Origin of the sequence: Amycolatopsis sp. NPDC004169 (assembly GCF_040610315.1) — a bacterium.
Classification (GTDB): domain Bacteria; phylum Actinomycetota; class Actinomycetes; order Mycobacteriales; family Pseudonocardiaceae; genus Amycolatopsis.
The window spans coordinates 16,522-36,938 of sequence record NZ_JBEXMD010000054.1; the positions used below are offsets into that span (position 1 = coordinate 16,522).

A 20,417-nucleotide genomic window follows, 5' to 3' on the forward strand; every position below is an offset into this window, starting at 1 on the left:
CCGCTCCGGCCCCGCTCCAACCAGGCTCAGCGCTGCCCGGGCGCTCCTCACCTTGGCCGGGCCCTGCTCCGCCTTCGAGTCGGGTCGCGCGTCGCTTTGGTCTGGCCGGGCCCCGCCTCGCCCCGGTCTGGCCTGACCTGGCCCCGGTTCGGGTGGGCGGCCGGCACCTGCCGTGACCCGCGGTGGAGCCCGTGGCCGGTGACCGGCGTGCATGCGGCAAACTGGTGGTCCGCGTGGAGGGAGACGAAACGATGGACGAGGTCGCCAAGGCCGTTGAAGAGTGCGCACGGGCGGCGAAGCTGGCCGCGCCGTCGCTGGCTGCCGCGAGTGCCCAAGCCATCGATTCCGCCCTCACCGGGATGGCCGAACGGCTCCTCTCACACCGCGAGGAAATCCTCGAGGCCAACCAGGCCGACGTCGAGCGCGCCAAGGCCGACGGGATGAGCGCCGGTCTGCTGGACCGGCTCACCATCACCCCGGAGCGGCTCACCGGCATGGCCGAACAGCTGCGGCTGCTCGCCGGCGCGCCGCACCAGGAACGGTCCGTCGACGTCTCCACCCTGGACGGCGGGCTGCGGCTCGTCGAACGGCGGCGGCCGGTCGGTGTCATCGGGGCCAACTACGAGGCGCGGCCGAACGTCACCGTCGACGTGGCCTCGCAGCTGGTCAAGTCGCGCAACGCCGGCGTTCTGCGCACCGGCTCGGCCGCGCTCGGGTCGGCGCAGCGGCTGCGTGAGGTCGTCATCGCACCCGCGCTGTCCGAGGCCGGCATCGATGCCGACTGCGTTCAGCTCGTCCCGCGGGTCGAGCGGGAGGCCGCGTCCGCGCTCGTGCGGCTGCCCGACCTCGTCCCCCTCGTCATCCTGCGGGGCAGCGGGGACAGCACCCGCGCCCTCGCCACCGAAGCCGCCGTGCACGGGGTGCGGACCCTCGCCCACGCCGATGGCGGGGGCGTCCTCTACGTCGACCGCGGGGCCGATGTCACCAAGGCCCGCGACCTCGTCTACGCCAGCCTCGACCGGCTGGGCGTCTGCAACCGGCTGAACCTGCTGCTCATCCACGAAGACATCCACGACGACGTCTGGCCCGCGCTCTCGGACGCCCTCGCCGAGCGCGGTGTCACGCCGTCGCTGGCGCCGCACGAGCACCCCATCGGGTACGAGTGGGCGCTGGACTCCGACCGGGAAGCGACCGTCACCGTCGCCAAGGTCGGGTCGCTCTCCGATGCCGTCGAGATCGCGAACGAGCGCACCTCCGGCCTGGCCGCCGGCATCACCACCGAAGACCAGTCGGCCGCCGACGCCTTCTTCGACGGCTACACCGGCACCGGCGTCTTCTGGAACGCCCCGACCCGGCTCCTCGACGGCTTCAAGCTGCTCGCCGTCCCGGAAACCGGCATCAACCTCGACAAGGTCCCCGGCCCGCGCGGGCCGGTCACCTACACCGACCTCTACGTGCGCCAGTACGCCGTCCTGCCGGCCTGAACCGCTCAGCGGGCCGGCGGGACGCCGGCGAGCTTGCGGAGCTCCTTGACCGTCTCCGCGGCGTTGGTGACCAACTCGGTCGGCTCGCCGGCGTCGCCGGAATACCGGTAGATCGCCGTCGGGCCGTCGCTGATCGCGATCGCCGCGACCAGGCGGCCTTCGGGGTCGCGGGTGAGCCCGGTCGTCACCGACACCTCCCGGCCGACGGTGTCGACCGTGGTGAGCGTCCGCTCCTTGTACCAGCCTCGCGTGGTCATGTTCCGCAGCTCCGGGGGATGGGCACGACAGGGGGATACGTCTAGGACGCGGGGACCGCCCCCGGCGTTACGGCATACTGGGCCGGGTGATCTCCCGGCCGCACGTCCTGCTCTCCGCCGCGCAGTCGCTCGACGGCTACCTCGACGACACCTCGCCCGAGCGGCTCGTGCTGTCCACAGAGGACGATTTCGCGGTCGTCGACCGGTTGCGGGCCGAGGCCGACGCGATCTTCGTCGGAGCCGGGACGGTCCGGGCCGACAACCCGCGGCTGCTCGTCCGGTCTCCCGAGCTGCGGCAGCGGCGGCTGGAAAGGGGAAAGCCCGAACAGCCCGTCAAGGTCACCGTGACCACCCGCGGTCTCGACCCGGACGCGCAGTTCTTCACCGTCGGCGACACCGAAAAGATCGTCTACGCCCCGCCCGGCGCGGCGGACGCGCTCAAGTCCGTCGCCACCGTCGTGGACGCCGGGGACCCGCCGGACTTCGGGCGGATCCTCGACGACCTCGGCGCGCGCGGCATCGAGCGACTGCTGGTCGAGGGCGGCGGCGGGATCCACACGCGCTTCCTCACCGAAGGTCTCGCCGACGAACTGCGGCTGGCGATCGCGCCGTTCTTCGTCGGGCAGCCGGACGCGCCCCGGTTCGTCGTGCCCGGCCTGTACCCGCGGCCGCTCGTCCTGACCGCCGCGAACGCGCTGCAGGGAATGGCGATCCTCGAATACCGCGCCGCCGCCGAACCGACCGGCCGGGATGTCCAGCGCCTCAAGCAAGCTATCGCGCTCGCCGCCGAGTGCCCGCCCAGCCACACCTTCCGGGTCGGCGCGGTCATCACGGACGCCGACGGCGAGGTCGTCGCCACCGGGTACTCCGGCGAGGGCGAGCCGAACAACCACGCCGAAGAGGCCGCGCTGGCCAAGTGCGCCGGTGACCCGCGCCTGGCCGGCGCGACCGTGTACAGCTCCCTGGAACCGTGCAGCCACCGCAGTTCCCACCCGCGCAGCTGCACCCGGCTCATCCTCGACGCCGGGATCCCGCGCGTGGTGTTCGCCTGGCGCGAGCCGCCGGTCTTCGTCGACGCCCGGGGGACCGAGCTGCTGCGGCAGGCCGGGCGGCACGTCGTCGAGGTGCCCGCGCTGACCCCGGAGGTCCAGCGCGAGAACACCCACCTCGACTTCTGAGACGGCGGGGAGCTAGCAGGCGCCGTTGTCCTGCCAGACGCCCCATTCGCCGGTCGTGCCCGGCTCTTCGCCCTGCGTCCACCACTTGGCCGTCCACTTGTGGCTGTTGTGGGAGACGACGTTGTCCTTGACGTAGACCTTCGTCCGGTCCCACTCCGCCGCGGTGCACGAGCCGCCGCCCGGCGTGGTCGGGGTGGTCGGGGTCGTCACCGGCGGCGTCGTCTGCGGCGGCGTCGCACCGGCGAACCGGACGCTGAACTTCGTGAAGTCCCAGTCGTTCTGCGGGACGTTGCTGCAGACGCCGTTGTCCGTCGTGCCGACGCAAGCGCGGTCGCGGTTGACCGACCAGAACGTGAAGCGGCCGAGGCCGTGGCTGGTCGCGTAGTCGTACACCATCTGGAAGTCCGAGGTGTAGAACATCTCCGCCGCGTCGGACTTGCCGTTCATGCCGGAGAAACCTTCGTGCGCGTACGCCGTCGCGCTGTCCCAGCCCAGGTGCGACATCAGCAGGCCGTGCAGCGCTTCCAGCGCCGACACCTGCGACGAGCCGCCGTTGAACCCGCCGTCGAACGGCATGATCGAGAAGTTGTTCGGCGAGAAGCCGATCGACTTCGCCTGGTCGAGCAGCTGTGTGCCGAACCAGCCGGTGCCGGCCGCGGTGCCCGGCATGGTCACCGACACGAACAGGCCGGGGTTGTTGGCCTGCAACGTCTTCGCGGCACCCAGCTCGTTCGCGATCGCGGCGGTGTTCTCGTACTCGGGTTCTTCGAGGTCGAAGTCGATCGCCTTGAGCGAGTACTTCGTGATGACCTGCTGGTAGGCGGCGGCCGTCGCGGCCACCGTTCCGCAGGTCTGGCCGAGTTTCGTGCCGCCGTAGCCGCCGACGGACACCGAGACGTCGCCGCCCGCGCCGCGGATCCGCGAAATCACGTTCGCGACCGCGGTGTCGGAGGAGACCGCCGACGTGCCGTCCCAGGTCGGGCTGCAGCCGCCGCCGTTCGGCGCGAGGATGAACGCCAGCTGGAACGCCTTGAGCCCGGTCGCGTTCATCACGGTGACCGGGTCCGGCGGGTTGTTGCTCTGAGGCATCAGGTACGGCGCCGCGGCGTACCAGTTGTTGCTCAACGCCGCGGTGGCCGACGGTGCGCCGAGCACGAGGCTGACGGCGGTGGCGGCGAAAGTGGCGGCGGCGAGCCCGACGGCGGCCAGTCTGCTCCTGCGCATGAGCTGTCCTCCCGGTGGGGATCGAGGTGGACAGATCATTGGACTAGACCAATGCCGAAGTCAAGGCGCGAAAGTCGGTTCAGGGGGTACCGCGGGCGAAAAGCGCCGGAATATCCGAAATTCGTCCACGAGACAGGTCAGCCGGCAGTGACACGACCACCACCAGGCCGCCTTCCGCGCGGGCGGTCGCGGTCACGTCGCCGTCGTGCGCGTGCGCCACCGACCGCACGATCGACAACCCGAGCCCGGTCCCCTCCGCCGCCACCCGGGCCCGGCGGTGGAACGGGTCGAACAGCGCCGGCACCTCCTCCGCCGGGATCACCGGCCCGCTGTTGGCCACCTCCAGCTCCACCCGACCCGGCACCGACCGGGTCGTCACGCGCACCCAGCCGCCGGGCACGTTGTGGCGGAGCGCGTTCTCCACCAGGTTGCCTGCCAGCCGTTCCAGCAGGACCGCGTCGCCGCTCGTCACCGCTTCGGCCAGGGATCGCTCGACCTCCGGCGGCGCCACCTGCGCGGCCACCGCCGCCAGGTCCACCGGGCTCCGCGAGGTCAGCGCGCTCTCCGACTTGGCCAGCAGCAGCAACCCGCTGATCAGCTTCTCGTTCCGCGCGTTGATCCGCAGCAGCTTGCCGCCGAGCTCCCGGACGTCGGTGCCGCGGCGCATCGCCACCTCGACCAGCGACCGGTTGAGCGTCAGGGGCGTGCGCAGCTCGTGCGACGCGTTGGCGACGAACCGGCGCTGGGCGTCGAACGACCGGTCGAGCCGCTCGACCATCACGTCGAACGCGTCCGCGAGGTCCTTCACCTCGTCGTCGGGTCCGCGCAGGGCGATCCGCGCGTGGCCGCCCGGGTCGGCGGCCGCGGCGATGCGGCGGGCGGTCTCGGTGACCTGGCGCAACGGGGCGAGGGCCCGTCCCGCCACCAGCCACCCGAGACCGGCCGCCAGCACCGCGACCGCGCCGAGCGCGATCGCTCCCTGGGTCAGCAGCGACGTCGCCGCCGCCGCGCGCAGCTGCCGGGCCTGCTCGTCGAGCGCGTCCAGGGACGGCAGCGGCGGTGCCCCGGGCGGCGGGTCGCCGGTGAGGACCGCGACCCGCTGCCCGACCTGCCGGGTGAACAGCAGGTAGGTCACGCCCAGCAGGGCCACGCCGGCCAGCAGGAACAGGCCGCCGTAGAGCACGGTCAGCCGCAGCCGGAGGTTCACCGGAGCCGGTAGCCCACGCCGGTGACCGTCTTCACCAGCGGTGGCTCGCCGAGCTTGCGGCGCAGCTTGAGCACGGTGAGCCGGATCGCGCCGGTGAACGGGTCCGCGTGCTCGTCCCACACCTTCTCCAGCAGGTGTTCGGCGGAGACGGCGGCGCCGTCCGCGCGCAGCAGCTCGGCGAGCACGGCGAACTCCTTCTTGGCCAGCGGGAGGAGGCGGCCGTCGCGGAACGCCTCGTGCCGCGCGGGGTCGAGCGTGACGCCGGAGCGGCGCAGCACCGGCGGCGCGGCCGGACGGCAGCGACGGCCCAGCGACTGGATGCGCGCGGCCAGCTCGGGGAACGCGAACGGTTTCGTCAGGTAGTCGTCCGCGCCGAGCGAGAGCCCGGCGACGCGGTCGGTGACCGCCACGGCCGCGGTGAGCATCAGCACCCGCGTCGCCGCGTCGGACGCGACGACCTGGCGGCAGACGTCGTCGCCGTGCACGACCGGCAGGTCCCGGTCGAGCACGACGACGTCGTAGTCGTGCACCGCGATCCGCTCGAGCGCCGCGCCGCCGTCGTGGGCGATGTCGACCGCGTGGGCGTCCTCGCGCAGCCACTCCGCGATCGCGTCCGCGAGCATCGGCTCGTCCTCCACCACCAGCACCCGCATGCCCCGATGATCGCCGCGCCGGTGTTTCCTCACCGTTAGCGGCACCGGTAGAGCGTGTCCGCGCCGCCACCGCCGTAGGCCGCGGGGTCGACGGTCGTGCAGTGTCCCTCGATCCAGCGCTGCCGTCCGGCCTGGGCCGGGCTGGGTGGCGGTCCCGGCCGGGATCCGGCGTTGCTCAGCACGAACCGCAGCTTGCCCTCGGCGAGCCAGCGGTCGAGCTGCGCCACCGACGGCGCATCGTCCCGCCCGCCGAAGCCGCCCATGCCGATCACGGTCGCGTCCGAGTCGATCAGGTACGGCGCCACCGCGCCGGCCTCGGCGTTCACGGCCAGGGTGATCTCGGTGCCGTTGCGGCGGGCGTAGTCGAGGATGCGGCGTTGCCCGGCGGACAGCGTGGCGGCGCCGTCCCCGCCGGCGAGCATCAGCTTCGGCCCTGGTCCCGCTCCCGGCCCCGGCCTCGGCCCGCCGGGCGCCGGCGGCGGCAGGGCGCCCGGTCCGGCGGCGGGCCCGGCGGCGGGCAGCGTCCCGGCCGACGTGCTCTGCGCGGCGGCGTACGACCACACGGCGGGCGTGAGCAGCAGCGGCACCAGCGCGGCGACGAGTGCCCGTCGCTCCGGCGCGACGACCAGCCACGCGATCGCGCCGACGGCGGTGCCGATGACGGCCCAGCGCGTCCAGCCGTGGAAGGACGTGTCGCGTGAGGCCAGGACGAACGCCCAGACCGCGGTCAGCGCGATGACCAGCGGGAGCAGGGTGCGCCGGTACCGCCGCCACAGCAGCGCGAGCCCGGCGGCGGCGACCGCGGCGACGGCGGGCGCCAGCGCCGTCGTGTAGTACGGGTGCCAGATGCCGCCGGCGAAGCTGAAGACCGCGGTGGTCACGAGCAGCCAGCCGCCCCAGAGCAGCCAGCCGGCGTCTCGCCACCGGCGGCCGAGGACGGCCAGCACGACCAGGCACAGGGGCAGCAGCCAGGAGATCTGGCCGCCGACGACGTCGTTGAACATCCGGCCCGGGCCAGGGTCGCCGCCGAAGGAGCTCATGGTCTGCTGCCCATTGCGCATGATCATCACGCCGCCGCCCTCGCCGTTGCCGGAGAGGCGGCCGAAGCCGTTGTAGCCGAAGACGAGGTCCCACGCGGAGCCGTCGTCGCTGCCGCCCATGTACGGCTTGGCGCCGGGCCACCAGTCGTACAGCGCGATCCACCAGAACGAGGAGACGACGAGCACGAGCCCGGCGCCGAGGACGTCGAGCAGCCGTCGCCCGAGCGGCCCGGTGGTGCCGGCGAGGTAGGCGGCGACCAGGGCCGGGACGATGATCCACGCCTGCAGCATCTTGGTCAGGAAGCCGCAGCCGACGAAGAAGGCACACCACCACAGCCATTTCCGGCCGTCCCGCAGCGCGCGGGTGAGCGCGTACGCGGCGGCGACGAGGAAGAGCACGAGCAGGGTGTCGGGGTTGTTGTCGCGGTTGATGATCACGGTGACGGGCGTCAGCGCGAGGATCACCGCGGCGAGGAGAGCGACGTTCTCGCCCGCCCAGAGCCGGACGGTGCGGTGGAGCAGGAACACCGCCGCGACGCCTTCGAGGACCTGCGGCAGCAGCAGCGCCCAGCCGTGGTAGCCGAAGACCAGCACGGAAAGCGCTTGCGGCCACAACGCGAACGGCGGTTTGTCGACGGTGACGACGCCGTAGGGGTCGAAGGAGCCGAAGAGGAAGTTGGTGAAGCTCTCCGTCATCGACCGGACGGCGGCGGCGTAGTAGGTGTTCCCGACCTGGCCGTCGCCGATCTTCCAGGCGTAGAGGACGGCGGCGCCGAGGCAGACGAGCGGAAGCGCCCAGGGGCGGGTTCGCGGGGGAGCGGCGGTGATCATGCCCGCCACCCAACTCCGGCCCGCGTTTCCCGGGCGTTTCTACTCCGACTCGAGGTCGCCTTCCAGCGACAGGTACACCTCGCGCATCTTCTCCAGCAGCTCCGGATCCGGCTCGGCCCACAGCCCGCGGTCCGCCGCCTCGTTAAGCCGCTCGACGATCCCGCGCAACGCCCACGGGTTCGCCTGGCGCAGGAACTGCTGGTTCACCTCGTCCAGCACGTACGACTCGGTCAGCTTCTCGTACATCCAGTCGCCGACCACGCCGGCCGTGGCGTCGAAGCCGAACAGGTAGTCCACTGTGGCCGCCAGCTCGAACGCGCCCTTGTAGCCGTGCCGGCGCATCGCCGCCAGCCAGCGCGGGTTGACGACCCGCGCCCGGAACACGCGGGCCGTCTCCTCGCCCAGCGTGCGCGTGCGGACCGCGTCCGGGGACGTGCTGTCACCCACGTAGGACGCCGGGGCCGAGCCGGTCAGGGCGCGCACCGTCGCGATCATCCCGCCGTGGTACTGGAAGTAGTCGTCGGAGTCCGCGATGTCGTGCTCGCGCGTGTCCGTGTTCTTCGCCGCCACCACGATGCGCTTGTACGAGTTTTCCATGTCCTCGCGCGCCGGGCGGCCGTCGAGGTCGCGGCCGTACGCGAAGCCGCCCCACACCGCGTACACCTCGGCGAGGTCCTTGTCGTCGCGCCAGTTGCCGCTGTCCATCAGGGGCAGCAGGCCCGCGCCGTACGCGCCCGGCTTCGACCCGAAGATCCGCGTCGTCGCGCGGCGGTCGTCTCCGTGGGTGGCCAGATCGGCGGCCACGTGCGCGCGCACGTAGTTCTCGTCGAGGGGTTCGGCCAACCCGGCCACCAGCCGCACCGCGTCGTCCATGAGCGTGATCACGTGCGGGAACGCGTCGCGGAAGAACCCGCTGATCCGGATCGTGACGTCGATCCGGGGGCGGCCGAGTTCCGAAAGCGGGATGGCCTCGATGCCGGTGACGCGCCGGGAGGCTTCGTCCCACACCGGCTGGACACCCAGCAGCGCCAGGACTTCCGCCGCGTCGTCGCCCGAGGTCCGCATCGCCGACGTGCCCCACACCGACAGCCCGACCGAGCGCGGCCAGTCGCCGGTGTCCTCGCGGTAGCGCTTCAGCAGCGAGTCGGCGAGGGCCTGCCCGGTCTCCCAGGCGAGCCGGCTCGGGATCGCCTTCGGGTCGACCGTGTAGAAGTTCCGCCCGGTCGGCAGCACGTTGATCAGCCCGCGCAGCGGTGACCCGCTCGGCCCGGCCGGGATGTACCCGCCGTCCAGCGCGTGCAGCACCGAGTCCAGCTCGGCGGTCGTCCCCGCGAGCCGGGGCACGATTTCCTCGGCCGCGAAGGAAAGCACCTTCGCGACCTGCGCGTCCGGCGCCACCGAAGCGACCGCGGTCGGGTCCCAGCCGCGCATCTCCATCGTCCGGACGAGCTCGCGGGCCGTCTTCTCCACCGCGTCCACTTCGGACATCGGCGCGTCTTCCTTGAGTCCCAGCGCCGAGCGCAGGCCCGGCACCGCGCCCTGCTTGCCGCCCCACATCTGGGACGCGCGCAGCATCGCCAGCACCAGGTTGACGCGGGCCTCGCCGGTCGGCGCGGCCCCGAGGACGTGCAGCCCGTCGCGGATCTGCGCGTCCTTGACCTCGCACAGCCAGCCGTCGATGTGCAGCAGGAAGTCGTCGAACTCCGCGTCGTGCGGGCGTTCCTCGACACCGAGGTCGTGGTCCAGCTTCGCGGCCTGGATCAGCGTCCAGATCTGCTGGCGCACGGCGGGCAGCTTCGCCGGGTCCATCGCCGCGATGTTCGCGTGCTCGTCGAGCAGCTGCTCCAGCCGCGCCATGTCGCCGTAGGACTCCGCGCGCGCCATCGGCGGGATCAGGTGGTCGACGATCGTCGCGTGCGCCCGCCGCTTGGCCTGCGCGCCCTCGCCGGGGTCGTTGATCAGGAACGGGTAGACCAGCGGCAGGTTCCCGAGCACGGCGTCCGGCGCGCAGGACGCCGAGAGCCCCGCGGTCTTGCCCGGCAGCCATTCGAGCGACCCGTGCTTGCCCAGGTGGACGACGGCGTGCGCGCCGAACTCCTCCTCCAGCCACCGGTACGCGGCCAGGTAGTGGTGGCTCGGCGGCAGGTCCGGGTTGTGGTAGATCGCGACGGGGTTCTCGCCGAACCCGCGCGGCGGCTGGATCATGATGATCACGTTGCCGCTCTGCAGCGACGCCAGCACGATGTCGCCGTTGTCGACGTACAGTTCGCCCGGCGCCGGCCCCCAGTGCTCCTCGACGCCTTCACGCAGTTCGGCGGGCAATTCGGAGAACCACTCGCGGTACCGCGCGGCCGGGACGCGGATCGGGTTCCCGGCCAGCTGCTCCTCGGTCAGCCACTCCGGGTCCTGGCCGCCGGCGGCGATCAGGGCGTGGATCAGCGCGTCGCCGTCGGGCTGGTCGGTGCCGGTCGGGTCGACGCCGGGGAAGGCGTCCGGCCCCAGGTCGTAGCCCACCGCGCGCATCCGCCGCAGCAGCTCGATGGCCGACGCGGGCGTGTCCAGCCCGACCGCATTGCCGACGCGAGAGTGCTTCGTCGGGTACGCAGACAGCATCAGCGCGATACGGCGTTCCGCCGGCGGGGTGTGCCGCAGCCGGGCGTGCGCCAGCGCGATCTTCGCCACCCGGGACGCGCGTTCGGCGTCCGGCACGTACCGGGGGAGGCCGTCTTCGTCGAGCTCCTTGAACGAGAACGGCACCGTGATCAGCCGCCCGTCGAACTCCGGCACGGCCATCTGATTCCCGGCGTCGAGCGGTGAGAGGCCGTCGTCGTTGGCCGCCCACGTCTCGCGGTCGCTGGTCAGGCAGAGCGCCTGCAGGATCGGGACGTCGAGCGCGGCCATCTCGGCGACGTCCCACGCCTCGTCGTCCCCGCCCGCGCCCACCTCGGACGGCCGCGTGCCGCCGGCGGCGAGGACGGTGACCAGCAAGGCGTCGACCTGGCCCAGCTCGGCCATCATCTCCGGCTCGCGCGTACGCAGCGAAGCACAGTAGATCGGCAGCGCGCGCCCGCCGGCGGCTTCGATCTCGTCGGCGAGGGCGTGCACGAACGCGGTGTTCCCGGACAGGTGGTGCGCGCGGTAGTAGAGGATGCCGATGACCGGGCCGTCGCTCTTCGCGGGGCGCTCGAGGACGCCCCAGGCGGGCTGCTCGGCGGGCGGCTCGAAGCCGTCACCGGTCAGCAGCAGCGTGTCGGAGAGGAACCGGTGCAGCTGGGTGAGGTTGGCCGGGCCGCCCTGCGCGAGGTAGGCGTGGGCCTCGGCGGCGATCCCGGCCGGCACGGTGGAGAGCTTCATCAGCTCGGCGTCCGGCGTCTGCTCCCCGCCCAGGACGACGACGTGCGCCCCCGACGCCCGCAGCGTGTCCAGGCCGTCCTGCCAGCTGCGCGGCGTGCCGAGGATCCGGACGACCACGATCCGCACGTCTTCGAGCAGGCCCGGCAGCTCGGCGACGTCGATGCGCGACGGGTTCGCCAGGCGGAATTCCGCGTCGGCCGAACGGGCGCTGAGCAGATCGGTGTCCGAAGTGGACAGAAGCAGGATCACGAGGTTCCTCCTCGGGGTCCGCGCCCCGGGTAGACGGGCGCGCCGGCCGGAGTTCCTGGCTCCCGGGGATCACTCCCCGATGACAGTGGCGGGACCGCCCCGGACTTCCACCGGGTTCCTCCACCTGCCGACGCGTGGTATCGCACCCACTCTCCGGTGCGGCTGACCTGGCGTCAAGGTGACGTGTGCGGCTATCCTCGGAGCTGCGCAGTGACCGCCGCGCGGGGGGAGCATCCGGCAGCCGGGCGGTCGAAGGAGCTCGCGTGAGCACGTTGCCATGGGGGGCATGGCTGTTCCTGGTGGTGCTGATCCTCGGCTGGACCGCGAGCGTGGTCCTGCTGCTGGTGCACAAGATCCTGGCCGCGCCCGAGCGGAACATCCGGGTGCGGATCAGCGTCGTCCCGTGGCCGCGGATCGAGATCGAGACGCGCCGGTGACCGTCAGAGCCGCTTCGCCGCGCGGAACGCCTTCGCGTACGTCCCGGACCCGTCGATCAGCGACACCCCGCCGGCGTCGCCGAACGTCGGGCCGTTCGCGACCTTCCGGCTGGACAGCACCCGGTGGTGGCCGTCACTGTCGATGCCCAGGTAGATGCCCGTGTGCGACACCTGCGTGCCCAGCTGGGGCTCGAGGTTGAAGAACAGCAGGTCACCCGGTTGGAGAGCGCTGAAGTCCGTCGCCTGCTTCTTCTCGTCGTGGACGATCACCGTGCCCGGCCCGAGCTCCGAGAGCGCCCACGCGCGGCGCGGCAGGCCCGGGCCCTTCGTGTTCGTCCCCAGCAGCGGGTAGCCCGACCGGTAGCCGTACACCATCCGGACGAAGCCGGAGCAGTCCAGCGACCGCGCCCGCGCCGGCTCCGCCGCCTCGCGGACGCCGCCCGGGAAGTCCCAGCCGATGCCCAGGTAGTCGTAGAAATCCGACTTCTCCAGCCTGCCCTCGGCGCTGTCCGGGCCGAAGTCGGCGTCCCCGGCGATCCGCAGCTTCCTGGCGGTCTGGTCGGCCGCGCCGTCGGTGTACTGCAGGGCGATCGCGAGGATGTCCGGGTCCGGGTCGCCGACCGCCTTGGGCAGCCAGTCGGTGAACCACTCCTCCTTCTCCGCGCCCGCGTGCCACGCCTGCGGCGCGAGCCGGATCCAGGCCGTCGAGGTGATGCTGACCTTGGTGAACCTCGGCTCGGTGAACGTCCGCGAGCGGCCCGTCAGCATCGCCGTGCGGGAGCCGTCGGTGAAGGACGCGAGCTGCGCGCCCGCGCCGTCGCGGACCACCGTGCGGGCCGGGTTCTCCAGCCGCTCGTAGGTGTAGCCGCCGGTGACCGCGGCGCCCGAGGGCGCGGCCGACGCCGAGATGGCCGTGATGTCCTGCCGGTCCTGGGTGGCCACGTAGACCGCCGCCGTGCCCGACACGCCGATGACCGCGGCCAGCACGCCGATCCGGAGCGACTTGCGCATCGTCACCTCACACCGTCGGGACCAGCCCGACCAGCACCCCGCTGATCAGGACCGCGTAGCTGGCCAGGCTCACCCCGCCGGTGGCGAGCATCGTGGCCACCGGCTTCTGCCGCACCAGCTGGTAGGCGACCAGGCCGGGCACGACGAACCCGAGCGTCTGGTGCACGAACAACAGCGGGAAGTCGGCCTGCAGGAAGATCAGCAACGTCGTCTGCAGCACCACGCCGAGCAGCACGACCGCCGCGAACAGCCGCTTGCCGTACAGGATCACCATGCGCTGCAGCAGCTTCGTGCCGCCGAACGTCAGCGCCGTCATCAGCACGATGATCGCCGCGCGGCGGTAGTCCTCGACCATGGTCAGCGCGATCCAGCCGGGGGTGATCATGCCGCCCGGCGACAGGTTCGTCGTCAGGTAGCAGACCAGCGACAGCAGCAGGCCGATGGCCAGGCCGACGGTGGCGACCTCGGGGGCGAGGGACGTGGTGAGCATCAGGCGACCGGTTCCAGTTTGGCGAGTTCCTCGATGAGCAGTTCCCCCTGGCCGTGGATGTTGCCGATGGCGATCAGCGACGCCTGCCGCCCGACGCCGCCGACGATCCCGCGCAGCAGGTCACGCGGCGACCGCGAACCGCCCAGGTCGACGACGCGGTCGTGCCACTCGCTGGGGATGGCGGCGCGGGCACTGCGCGTCGGCTCGCCGATCAGCACTACCCGTTCCGGGGCGATCTTCGGGATGAGCGCGCCCATCTGGCCGTTGCGCTCGACCCGGTCGGGGCGGCAGTTGATGATCACGTGCAGCGGGTCGGTGATCGCGCCCTGGCGGCGGAGCTGGTCGATGTTCATCAACGTCGATTCGGGGTCGTTCGCGGCGAAGACGTTGGCGAAGCGCAGGAGACGGCGGCCGGCGCGGTACTGGTGGACCTGCAGCACGCCCGGGTCGGGCGGCGCGGCCCACATGCCTTCGAGCGCGAGCTGCCGGTTGACGTTGAGCAGCTCCGCCACGGCGAGGGCGATGGCGACGTTCTCCTTGAACGTGATCCAGCTGAAGCGGCGCATCTCCGCGTCGGTGACGGATTCGGGGTCGACGGCGATGAGCTCGCAGTCCCGCTTGTCGGCCTCCTCCTGCAGGATGTGCAGCCGGTCCTGCTCGGCGGTGAGGCAGATCCCGCCGACCGGCATCGACCGGCTCAGCGACCGGGCGACGTCGTCGAGCGTCGGGCCCATCTCGGCGAGGTGGTCTTCGCGGACGTTGCACAGCACGCCGATGGTCGAGCGGATGAGCTTGCTCTGGTTGATCTCCTGCAGGTCCGGCATGACGGCCATGCACTCGATGACCAGCGCGTCCGGCCGGTACGCCGCGGCGCGGCGGACGATCCCGATCTGCTCGACGACGTTGGCGATGCCGAACTTGCGGTAGACCGGCTCCTCGCTGCCGTCGGGGTGGATGAACCGGGCCGCGGTGCCGGTCGTCTTCGCCGTCGTGACGAGCCCGCCGCCGCGCAGGGCGCCCGCGCAGAGCCGGGTGATGGACGACTTGCCGCGGATGCCGTTGACCAGCACGCGCGTCGGGATGCTGTTCAGGTGCCGGTAGTGCCGTCGCTGTTCGGCGATCCCGGCGGCCAGCATCGCCGCCGACGCTGTGAGCAGCACGACGTAGAGGAACGTCACGTCAGACCCCGGCCCCGTCCAGCCAGCTGAGGTAGTCGTTCTTCGCCTTCTCCTCGGGCGTCCGGGCGGGCCGCCGCCGCGGCTCCGGCTCGTCCACGATCCTCTGGATCAGCTCGGTCTCGTCGGTCGCCGCGCCCGTCGGCCGCCGGACCTCGCCGAGCCGGTCGCGCCCGTCGGTCAGGGCTTGGCGGCAGATCTCGACGCAGGAGGCGATGGTGCCGATCTCGTCCTGGCGCTGCGGGTAGACGACGGCGCCGGTGTCGCCGGCCGCGATCCGCCGTGCCTCGTCGCCGACCCGCCGCAGCGGGCGCACGACCACCAGCAGGTGCCAGGCGAACAGCAGCAGCGCGACGACGGCGGTGAGCAGCGCGGCGACCCGCGCGCCCGAGCGCACCGTGTTGTCCGCGACCCCGAGCGAGCCGACCGGCTGCTCGGCGACGACGACCCACTTCAGCGCCGCGGCGGGACCCCGCTCGGCCAGGCGCTGCGCCGCGACCAGCGCGGACGCCGTCGTCTCGCGGGCGTCCTTGCCGGACTGCGCGGCATCGACGTTCTTGATCAGCGTCGCGTCGGTCAGCGGGGAGAACGCGAGGTAGCCTTCGGTGTCGGCGATCGTGTGCTTGCCTTCGTCGACGACCCGGACCCGGCCGCCCGCGGAGCCGAGCAACTCGGCCATCCGCGGCACGTCGTACTCGCCGACCAGGACGTTCTTCGAGTCCGGCAGCGGCGTGAACGCGTAGACGATCGGGACGCGCCCGCTCGTGTTGTGCTGGCGGAGGCCTTCGCCGTCGGGCAGCTTCCCGGGCTCGCGCAGCGAATCGCGACCGGCCTGCAGCCGGACCGCGCCTTCGGCGTCGGCGACGTAGACGCTGCGGAACCGGCTCTCGCTGCCGGCGAGCCGGTCGAGCATGCCGCGCAGCTGCTCCGGCTCCTTGCCCTTGCCCAGCCGGGCGACGGACTGCAGGTCGGAGAGGCCTTCGGCGAGGCTGCGGCGCAGGGTGTCGGCCGAGCGCGTGATGCGGACGCCGTGTTCGCTCAGCATGGTCGGCGACACCTCGGCGTGCTGACGGCCGAGCGTCGCGGCGACCGTCCCCGACCAGCCGAGCAGGGCCAGCGCGACGGCCCCGATGACGAGCTGGGCGGAGAGGAACGGGCGCAGCCTCGGCGCGGGCTTGCGGCGCCGCAGCTTGGACCGGGAGCGTTCGAGGGCGGCCGTGACGCGGTTGACCTCCCGGATCCGCGACTGCCGGACCGGCTTGCCGAGCACCCCGGCCGCGACGGCGAGGGCGTCGGTGCGCAGCCGCCGGATCGGCGCGACCACGGTCCGCCGCAGCAGGAGGAAGCCCGCCACAGCCAGCGCGAGCAGCGTGGCGGCGGGGACCAGGCCGGGCCAGCGCACCGGCACGGCCTCGACGGGGAAGCGGCCGAACGCCACGACGGACAGGCCGAGACTGCCGCCGATGCCGGCGGGGGAGACCGGTGCGTAGGCGACGACCGGGGCCCGTTCCTTCCCCTTCTCGGCGACGGCAGCCCCGGTGAGGACGCCGGTCTGCCCGGCAGCGGCCGCCGTGGCCGCGCGGGCGAGCAGCTCCTGGGCCGGGGTGTCGGTCGCGGCGACGTCGGAGCCGTGCGTGTGCAGGACCGCGCCGTCCGCGGTGACCAGGCGGATCTGCTGCTGGGTGTCCTTGTCGAGCTCGCGGGCGGTGGTGCGCAGGGCGGTCGAGACGACGAGGACCCGGCCGGCGCGGGGACCGGTGAGCGGGAGCGCGGTCAGCACGAGCGGCGTGTCGCCGGGACGGGCGACCGGGCGGACGGTGAGGTTCGCGACGGCGACCCCGCGCAGCGTCTCGACCGGCACCGGTTCGCCGCGGGTGGCCACCACCTTCTGCGCGGCCGGGTCGTAGACGGCGAGGCCGCGCCAGTCCTCGTAGGTTTCACCCAGGCGGGTGAGAAGAGCGTTGTCGTCCGTGGTGTCGAACACGCCGGATCCGGCGGCGACCTGGAGGTCAGCCGCGGCGGCCGTCGCCGAGGTCGCGACGCTCTGCGCGAGACCGGAGGCGATGCGCTCCCGGCCCGCGGTCACCTCGTCGGGCACCCGGCCGGCGTTGTCGTTTGCGCGGATCAGGGAAAGCGGGCCCGCGGTGGACAGGTACAGCGCGGTGAAGGCGGCGATGAGCAGCAGCAGGACGAACGCGGTCGCCGAGGCGACCCCGGCGCCGCGGGGGAACCCCGCTTCCGGGATCTGCGCGCGCAACCGCGCCGTTCTGATCTCGTCCTGTGTCAAGAGGGTCTCCCCAGGCCCGTTCGCCTCACGCGGTCCCGAAGGACTGCCGGCCACTGCGGCCGCCGCGAAGGACCCACCCGTTCGTGTTACGTGAAGGTATCAATGAGGTCAGCGGTGACGTTACAACTGTCCCCATTGGGGGACAAATGGCGCCTAGGACTCACCAATGGGTGACATCAGTACACTCCGGATGGTGATGAGCCGACCGCGGATGTTGCTCAGCGTGGCCGGCTTGGTCCTCGCGCTGGCCCTGGTCCTGACCTTGGTGCTGACCCTCGGTGACGACGCACCGCCGAAACCCGCCACGGAGGCCGGTGTGGATTCCCTGGTAACGGCCTTCGTTTCGAAGCTGTCCGCGGACCAGGAGTACCGCTCACCGAAATCCGACGAACGTCGCACGGCGGCGGCCGGATTCGCGGCGGTCCTGGACCGCCGGGGCGCGGCGGACCTCGAAAAGCTCGGGTTCTCGGTCCGGGACGGCGTCGACCCGGCAACCGGGCGGCCGTACACCGTCGCCGTCAACGAACCCGGCACCGAACGCGCGTGGGGGATGTACGTGATCGACCGGTCGGCCCCGCCGTCGCTGGCCGTCGAGGTGCCGCACCCGGCTTTCGACCTGCGGACGGAGCTGTTCGGCGTCGACCTGTTCCGGCGCACGCCCGGCGCGGTGCTGATGGTGGCGGGCGCGCACCGCAAGGCCGACGACAGCAAAGCCGATGTCGCGCACGAAGAGGATTCCGTGTTCCACGTCGTGGCCTCGGCGCTGGCCGGGCGCGGGCTGCCGCAGGTCCAGCTGCACGGCTTCCACGACGAAAACCTGCCGTCGACGGACATCGTGCTGTCGTCGGGAGCATCGGTGGCCGGCGACGCGGCCCGCCGCACGGCGACGCGCTTGACGGCGGACGGCTTCGCGGTCTGCCGCGCGTGGGAGGAACGCTGCGGCGCGCTGGAGGGGACGAAGAACGTCCAGGGCAAACTCGCGGCGGCGGACGACACGGTGTTCCTGCACGTGGAAATGAGCCGGACGGTGCGGGAGTCGCCCGAACGACGCGACGGCGTCGTCCGGGCGCTCACCGAGGCCGAGCTGGCCAAGCCCTAGGCGGACCGCTCACCCAGCCGCGGGAAGGGCTTCGTGGAGAACAGCACTTCCACGGACACCTCGAAGAACTCCGCGATCCGCAGGGCCAGGTACAGCGACGGGCTGTACTCGCCGCGTTCCAGGTAGCCGATCGTCTGGTAGTGCACGCCGAGCGCCTCGGCCAGCTCCCGCCGTGAGATCGACCGCTCCGCGCGCAGCATCGCGATCCGGTTGTAGACGACCTCACTCATTTGCTACCCCACACGCTGCATGGCCTTCTCCCGACGCTGGGCCACCGACGAACCCGCTTCCCGCCGCGCCATGCGGCGGAGCAGCACCGGGGCCAGCGCCAATCCGATCACGGACCACGCGACGAGCACCGCCAGGGTCGGCAGCGGACGCCACGACTGGCCGATCTCGACGACGACCGCGCTGTCCGGCAGCAGCGCCGAGCGCATTCCGAGGCCCAGCCAGTACATCGGGAACACCTGGGCGATGCCCTGGACCCAGTCGGGCAACGCGGTGATCGGGTAGAAGATCCCCGAGATCGCGCCCAAGCCCATCACCGGCAAGGTGATCAGGCCGACCGAGCGTGCACTGTTGGTCAGCGACCCCAGTGCCGCGCCGATCGGCATCGTCGCGAAGAAGCCGATCAACAGCACCGCGAGCAGGTGCAGGTACGACCAGACGCCACCGGGCGCCAGCGTCGGGAACAGGAACAGGCACGGGATCAGGACTGCGAGCAGGCCGGTGAGCTGGGCGAGCGACAGCGTCGTCGTCTTCCCGATCAGGTACGCGAGCATCCCGTTCGGGGTCGCCTTCGCCCGCAGCAGCGTGCCGTCCTCGCGGTCGATCGCGAGGTGGCCCGCCGCGCCGGTCAGGCCCTGGAACACGATGCCCGCGCCCAGCACGCTGGGCACGGTCGCCGCGCCGAGCGAAAACGACGTCCCGGGCAGGGTTGCGTTCCGCATGAAGAACAGGGTGCCGAGGAAGAGCACCACGAAGACGCACTGGCCGACGACGTCGTCGGCGTTGGTCCACGTCTGCTTGAACTCGATCCAGCCGCGGGCCAGCCCGGAGCGCAGGGCGGCGGTCCTGGCGTTCATCGCGCACCCGCTTCCTGGAGGCCGAGCTCCGTCTCGCCGCCGGTCTCGGCGCGGTGGACCAGCGTCATGTAGGTGTCCTCGAGCGAAGCGCGCCGGACCTCGAGGTCCGCGACGGCCTCGCCGTGCTGCTTGAACAGCTCGTACACGTACTTCGTCGCTTCGGTCGTCAAGTGCACGAAGCGCTGGCCGTCGATGCTCCAGCGGACCTCGGCCTCGCCGGAGATCTGCCTGCTCAGCGCATCGGCCGAGCCGTCGGCGACGATGCGGCCGCCGTTGAGGATGAGGATCCGGTCGGCCAGCTTCTCGGCTTCGTCGAGGTCGTGCGTGGTCAGCAGGATCGTCGTGTCGAGCTCGTCGGACAGCCGGTGCACGAGGTCGTGGAACTCGCGCCGTGCCTCCGGGTCGAAGCCCGCTGTCGGCTCGTCGAGGAACAGCAGCTCGGGCCGCCCGACGATGCCGATGGCGACGTCGAGCCGCCGCCGCTGGCCGCCGGAGAGCTGCTTGAGCTTCTTGCCCGCGTGCTCGGTGAGCCCGACCGTTTCGATCAGCTCGTCGGCGTTCCACGGCCGCGGGTGGGACGCCGACGAGTACGGCGCGTAGTACCGGCCGAGGTGCGCGAGCAGCTCGCGGACCCGCCATTTCCCGTGGTCACGCCAGGACTGGAGCACGACCCCCAGCCGTGCCCGCCAGTCCTCGCCGCCGTGGGCCGGGTCGGTGCCCAGCACGCTGACCTCGCCTGCCGACCGCATGCGGAAGCCCTCGAGGATCTCGATCGTCGTCGTCTTGCCCGCGCCGTTCGGCCCGAGCAGGCAGACGACCTCTCCCCGGTACGCCTCGAAGTCGACGCCGTGGAGCACGTCGTTGGTGCCGTACCGCATCCGCAGCCCGCGCACGCGGACGACGGGATCGTCCGGATCTCTCATCGTGGTTACCCCCATCTGACTGGTGCGATGAAATGTAGCACACCTACTACATCTCACGAGAGTTCTGCTGCCCCGGGAACTTGACCCGCGGTCACCCGGTTCGCCGGGCATGGGAACTTGGCTGGGGCTCGCCCTCCCGGGCGGCGTGGTGGTCCTGCTGATCATGGCGGCGATCGAGCTGCGCCCGCGCAAGGACGGCTCGCGCTTCAAGGCGCGGCTGTCCGCCACCTACATCGAGGAGACCACCGCCTTCCTCTACGGGACCAAACGGCGTGAGCTGGAACACCGGGAAACGATGTCGATGCTCGTCGAGCAGGACGCCGAAGGCGCGCCACCCTGGCGTGACGTGGACCTGGACGCCGGAACGGCCCGGATCCGGCCCCGTTCGGACCCGCCGGACCCGCCGGACCCGCCGAACCGCCAGCTACAGTGA

18 protein-coding genes and 1 riboswitch are annotated in these 20,417 nt (G+C 72.1%); of the genes, 5 read left to right on the forward strand and 13 right to left on the reverse strand.

The annotated features are described in order from the left end of the window. Positions 1-251 precede the first annotated feature (251 nt). Entirely contained in the window at positions 252-1,484 is a 1,233-nt protein-coding gene (locus ABZX11_RS42650; RefSeq protein WP_354924292.1) for an aldehyde dehydrogenase family protein, read from the forward strand. Between the two features lie 5 nt (positions 1,485-1,489). Here the strand turns inward: ABZX11_RS42650 and ABZX11_RS42655 are convergent, their stop codons facing one another. Next, positions 1,490-1,741, reverse strand: a complete 252-nt coding sequence (locus ABZX11_RS42655; protein ID WP_176175541.1) for a hypothetical protein — start codon at positions 1,739-1,741, stop codon at positions 1,490-1,492. 86 nt (positions 1,742-1,827) lie between these two features. Between ABZX11_RS42655 and ABZX11_RS42660 the strand changes: the two genes are divergently transcribed. Next, positions 1,828-2,919, forward strand: a complete 1,092-nt coding sequence (locus ABZX11_RS42660; RefSeq protein ID WP_354924236.1) for a dihydrofolate reductase family protein — start codon at positions 1,828-1,830, stop codon at positions 2,917-2,919. 12 nt (positions 2,920-2,931) lie between these two features. On the opposite strand, the gene ABZX11_RS42665 is transcribed toward ABZX11_RS42660, so the two are convergent. From ABZX11_RS42665 to cobN, 5 genes are all read right to left on the reverse strand, one after another. Continuing rightward, entirely contained in the window at positions 2,932-4,143 is a 1,212-nt protein-coding gene (locus ABZX11_RS42665) for a chitinase (protein ID WP_354924238.1), read from the reverse strand. Positions 4,144-4,222: 79 nt separating this feature from the next. After that, on the reverse strand, positions 4,223-5,350 hold the full coding sequence (locus tag ABZX11_RS42670; RefSeq protein WP_354924240.1) for a HAMP domain-containing sensor histidine kinase: 1,128 nt from the start codon (positions 5,348-5,350) through the stop codon (positions 4,223-4,225). Beyond that, the gene (locus ABZX11_RS42675; protein ID WP_354924242.1) at positions 5,347-6,003 is read right to left on the reverse strand and encodes a response regulator transcription factor; all 657 of its coding nucleotides are present in this window, start codon (positions 6,001-6,003) and stop codon (positions 5,347-5,349) included. Before ABZX11_RS42675 ends, ABZX11_RS42670 begins: the two co-directional genes overlap by 4 nt. A 35-nt stretch (positions 6,004-6,038) precedes the next feature. Further along, positions 6,039-7,874 (reverse strand): glycosyltransferase family 39 protein, encoded by a 1,836-nt coding sequence (locus ABZX11_RS42680; protein WP_354924244.1) that lies wholly within the window; start codon positions 7,872-7,874, stop codon positions 6,039-6,041. 39 nt (positions 7,875-7,913) lie between these two features. Continuing rightward, positions 7,914-11,477: a cobaltochelatase subunit CobN gene (gene cobN / locus ABZX11_RS42685; protein ID WP_354924246.1), complete on the reverse strand. Its 3,564-nt coding sequence runs from the start codon at positions 11,475-11,477 to the stop codon at positions 7,914-7,916. A 49-nt stretch (positions 11,478-11,526) separates the two neighbouring features. After that, positions 11,527-11,598: riboswitch (cobalamin riboswitch) on the reverse strand. A gap of 142 nt (positions 11,599-11,740) precedes the next feature. Here cobN and ABZX11_RS42690 point away from each other — a divergent pair. After that, on the forward strand, positions 11,741-11,914 hold the full coding sequence (locus ABZX11_RS42690) for a hypothetical protein (RefSeq protein ID WP_354924248.1): 174 nt from the start codon (positions 11,741-11,743) through the stop codon (positions 11,912-11,914). Between the two features lie 3 nt (positions 11,915-11,917). Here the strand turns inward: ABZX11_RS42690 and ABZX11_RS42695 are convergent, their stop codons facing one another. The 4 genes from ABZX11_RS42695 to ABZX11_RS42710 are packed head-to-tail and all read right to left on the reverse strand — an operon-like array spanning position 11,918 to position 16,877. Beyond that, entirely contained in the window at positions 11,918-12,925 is a 1,008-nt protein-coding gene (locus ABZX11_RS42695) for an NlpC/P60 family protein (protein WP_354924249.1), read from the reverse strand. Positions 12,926-12,932: 7 nt separating this feature from the next. Next, positions 12,933-13,415, reverse strand: a complete 483-nt coding sequence (locus tag ABZX11_RS42700; protein ID WP_354924251.1) for a poly-gamma-glutamate biosynthesis protein PgsC/CapC — start codon at positions 13,413-13,415, stop codon at positions 12,933-12,935. Continuing rightward, positions 13,415-14,593: a poly-gamma-glutamate synthase PgsB gene (gene pgsB, locus ABZX11_RS42705; protein ID WP_176175551.1), complete on the reverse strand. Its 1,179-nt coding sequence runs from the start codon at positions 14,591-14,593 to the stop codon at positions 13,415-13,417. The genes ABZX11_RS42700 and pgsB overlap by 1 nt, the downstream gene beginning before the upstream one ends. Position 14,594: 1 nt before the next feature. After that, positions 14,595-16,877: a HAMP domain-containing protein gene (locus tag ABZX11_RS42710; protein WP_354924254.1), complete on the reverse strand. Its 2,283-nt coding sequence runs from the start codon at positions 16,875-16,877 to the stop codon at positions 14,595-14,597. Between the two features lie 196 nt (positions 16,878-17,073). Here ABZX11_RS42710 and ABZX11_RS42715 point away from each other — a divergent pair, with 196 nt between their 5' ends. Continuing rightward, a complete protein-coding gene (locus ABZX11_RS42715) occupies positions 17,074-17,976 on the forward strand; it encodes a hypothetical protein (RefSeq protein ID WP_354924256.1) in 903 nt (300 codons plus the stop codon). Here ABZX11_RS42715 and ABZX11_RS42720 read toward each other — a convergent pair. The 3 genes from ABZX11_RS42720 to ABZX11_RS42730 are packed head-to-tail and all read right to left on the reverse strand — an operon-like array spanning position 17,973 to position 19,984. Beyond that, positions 17,973-18,206: a helix-turn-helix transcriptional regulator gene (locus tag ABZX11_RS42720; RefSeq protein WP_176175553.1), complete on the reverse strand. Its 234-nt coding sequence runs from the start codon at positions 18,204-18,206 to the stop codon at positions 17,973-17,975. The two genes, ABZX11_RS42715 and ABZX11_RS42720, sit on opposite strands and share 4 nt — an antisense overlap. Positions 18,207-18,209: 3 nt before the next feature. Then, a complete protein-coding gene (locus ABZX11_RS42725) occupies positions 18,210-19,061 on the reverse strand; it encodes an ABC transporter permease (RefSeq protein ID WP_354924258.1) in 852 nt (283 codons plus the stop codon). Next, entirely contained in the window at positions 19,058-19,984 is a 927-nt protein-coding gene (locus tag ABZX11_RS42730) for an ABC transporter ATP-binding protein (protein WP_176175555.1), read from the reverse strand. The genes ABZX11_RS42725 and ABZX11_RS42730 overlap by 4 nt, the downstream gene beginning before the upstream one ends. Positions 19,985-20,093: 109 nt before the next feature. On the opposite strand from ABZX11_RS42730, the gene ABZX11_RS42735 reads away from it, so the two are divergent. Then, positions 20,094-20,417: a DUF6191 domain-containing protein gene (locus tag ABZX11_RS42735; RefSeq protein ID WP_354924260.1), complete on the forward strand. Its 324-nt coding sequence runs from the start codon at positions 20,094-20,096 to the stop codon at positions 20,415-20,417.

Bases quoted from the DNA above. Each gene is read 5' to 3' on its own strand.
- ABZX11_RS42725 (WP_354924258.1), bottom strand. From the start codon at position 19,061: ATGAACGCCAGGACCGCCGCCCTGCGCTCCGGGCTGGCCCGCGGCTGG.
- ABZX11_RS42695 (WP_354924249.1), bottom strand. From the start codon at position 12,925: ATGCGCAAGTCGCTCCGGATCGGCGTGCTGGCCGCGGTCATCGGCGTG.
- ABZX11_RS42650 (WP_354924292.1), top strand. From the start codon at position 252: ATGGACGAGGTCGCCAAGGCCGTTGAAGAGTGCGCACGGGCGGCGAAG.
- ABZX11_RS42715 (WP_354924256.1), top strand. From the start codon at position 17,074: ATGAGCCGACCGCGGATGTTGCTCAGCGTGGCCGGCTTGGTCCTCGCG.
- ABZX11_RS42720 (WP_176175553.1), bottom strand. From the start codon at position 18,206: ATGAGTGAGGTCGTCTACAACCGGATCGCGATGCTGCGCGCGGAGCGG.
- ABZX11_RS42675 (WP_354924242.1), bottom strand. From the start codon at position 6,003: ATGCGGGTGCTGGTGGTGGAGGACGAGCCGATGCTCGCGGACGCGATC.
- ABZX11_RS42680 (WP_354924244.1), bottom strand. From the start codon at position 7,874: ATGATCACCGCCGCTCCCCCGCGAACCCGCCCCTGGGCGCTTCCGCTC.
- ABZX11_RS42700 (WP_354924251.1), bottom strand. From the start codon at position 13,415: ATGCTCACCACGTCCCTCGCCCCCGAGGTCGCCACCGTCGGCCTGGCC.
- ABZX11_RS42730 (WP_176175555.1), bottom strand. From the start codon at position 19,984: ATGAGAGATCCGGACGATCCCGTCGTCCGCGTGCGCGGGCTGCGGATG.
- ABZX11_RS42665 (WP_354924238.1), bottom strand. From the start codon at position 4,143: ATGCGCAGGAGCAGACTGGCCGCCGTCGGGCTCGCCGCCGCCACTTTC.
- ABZX11_RS42735 (WP_354924260.1), top strand. From the start codon at position 20,094: ATGGGAACTTGGCTGGGGCTCGCCCTCCCGGGCGGCGTGGTGGTCCTG.
- ABZX11_RS42655 (WP_176175541.1), bottom strand. From the start codon at position 1,741: ATGACCACGCGAGGCTGGTACAAGGAGCGGACGCTCACCACGGTCGAC.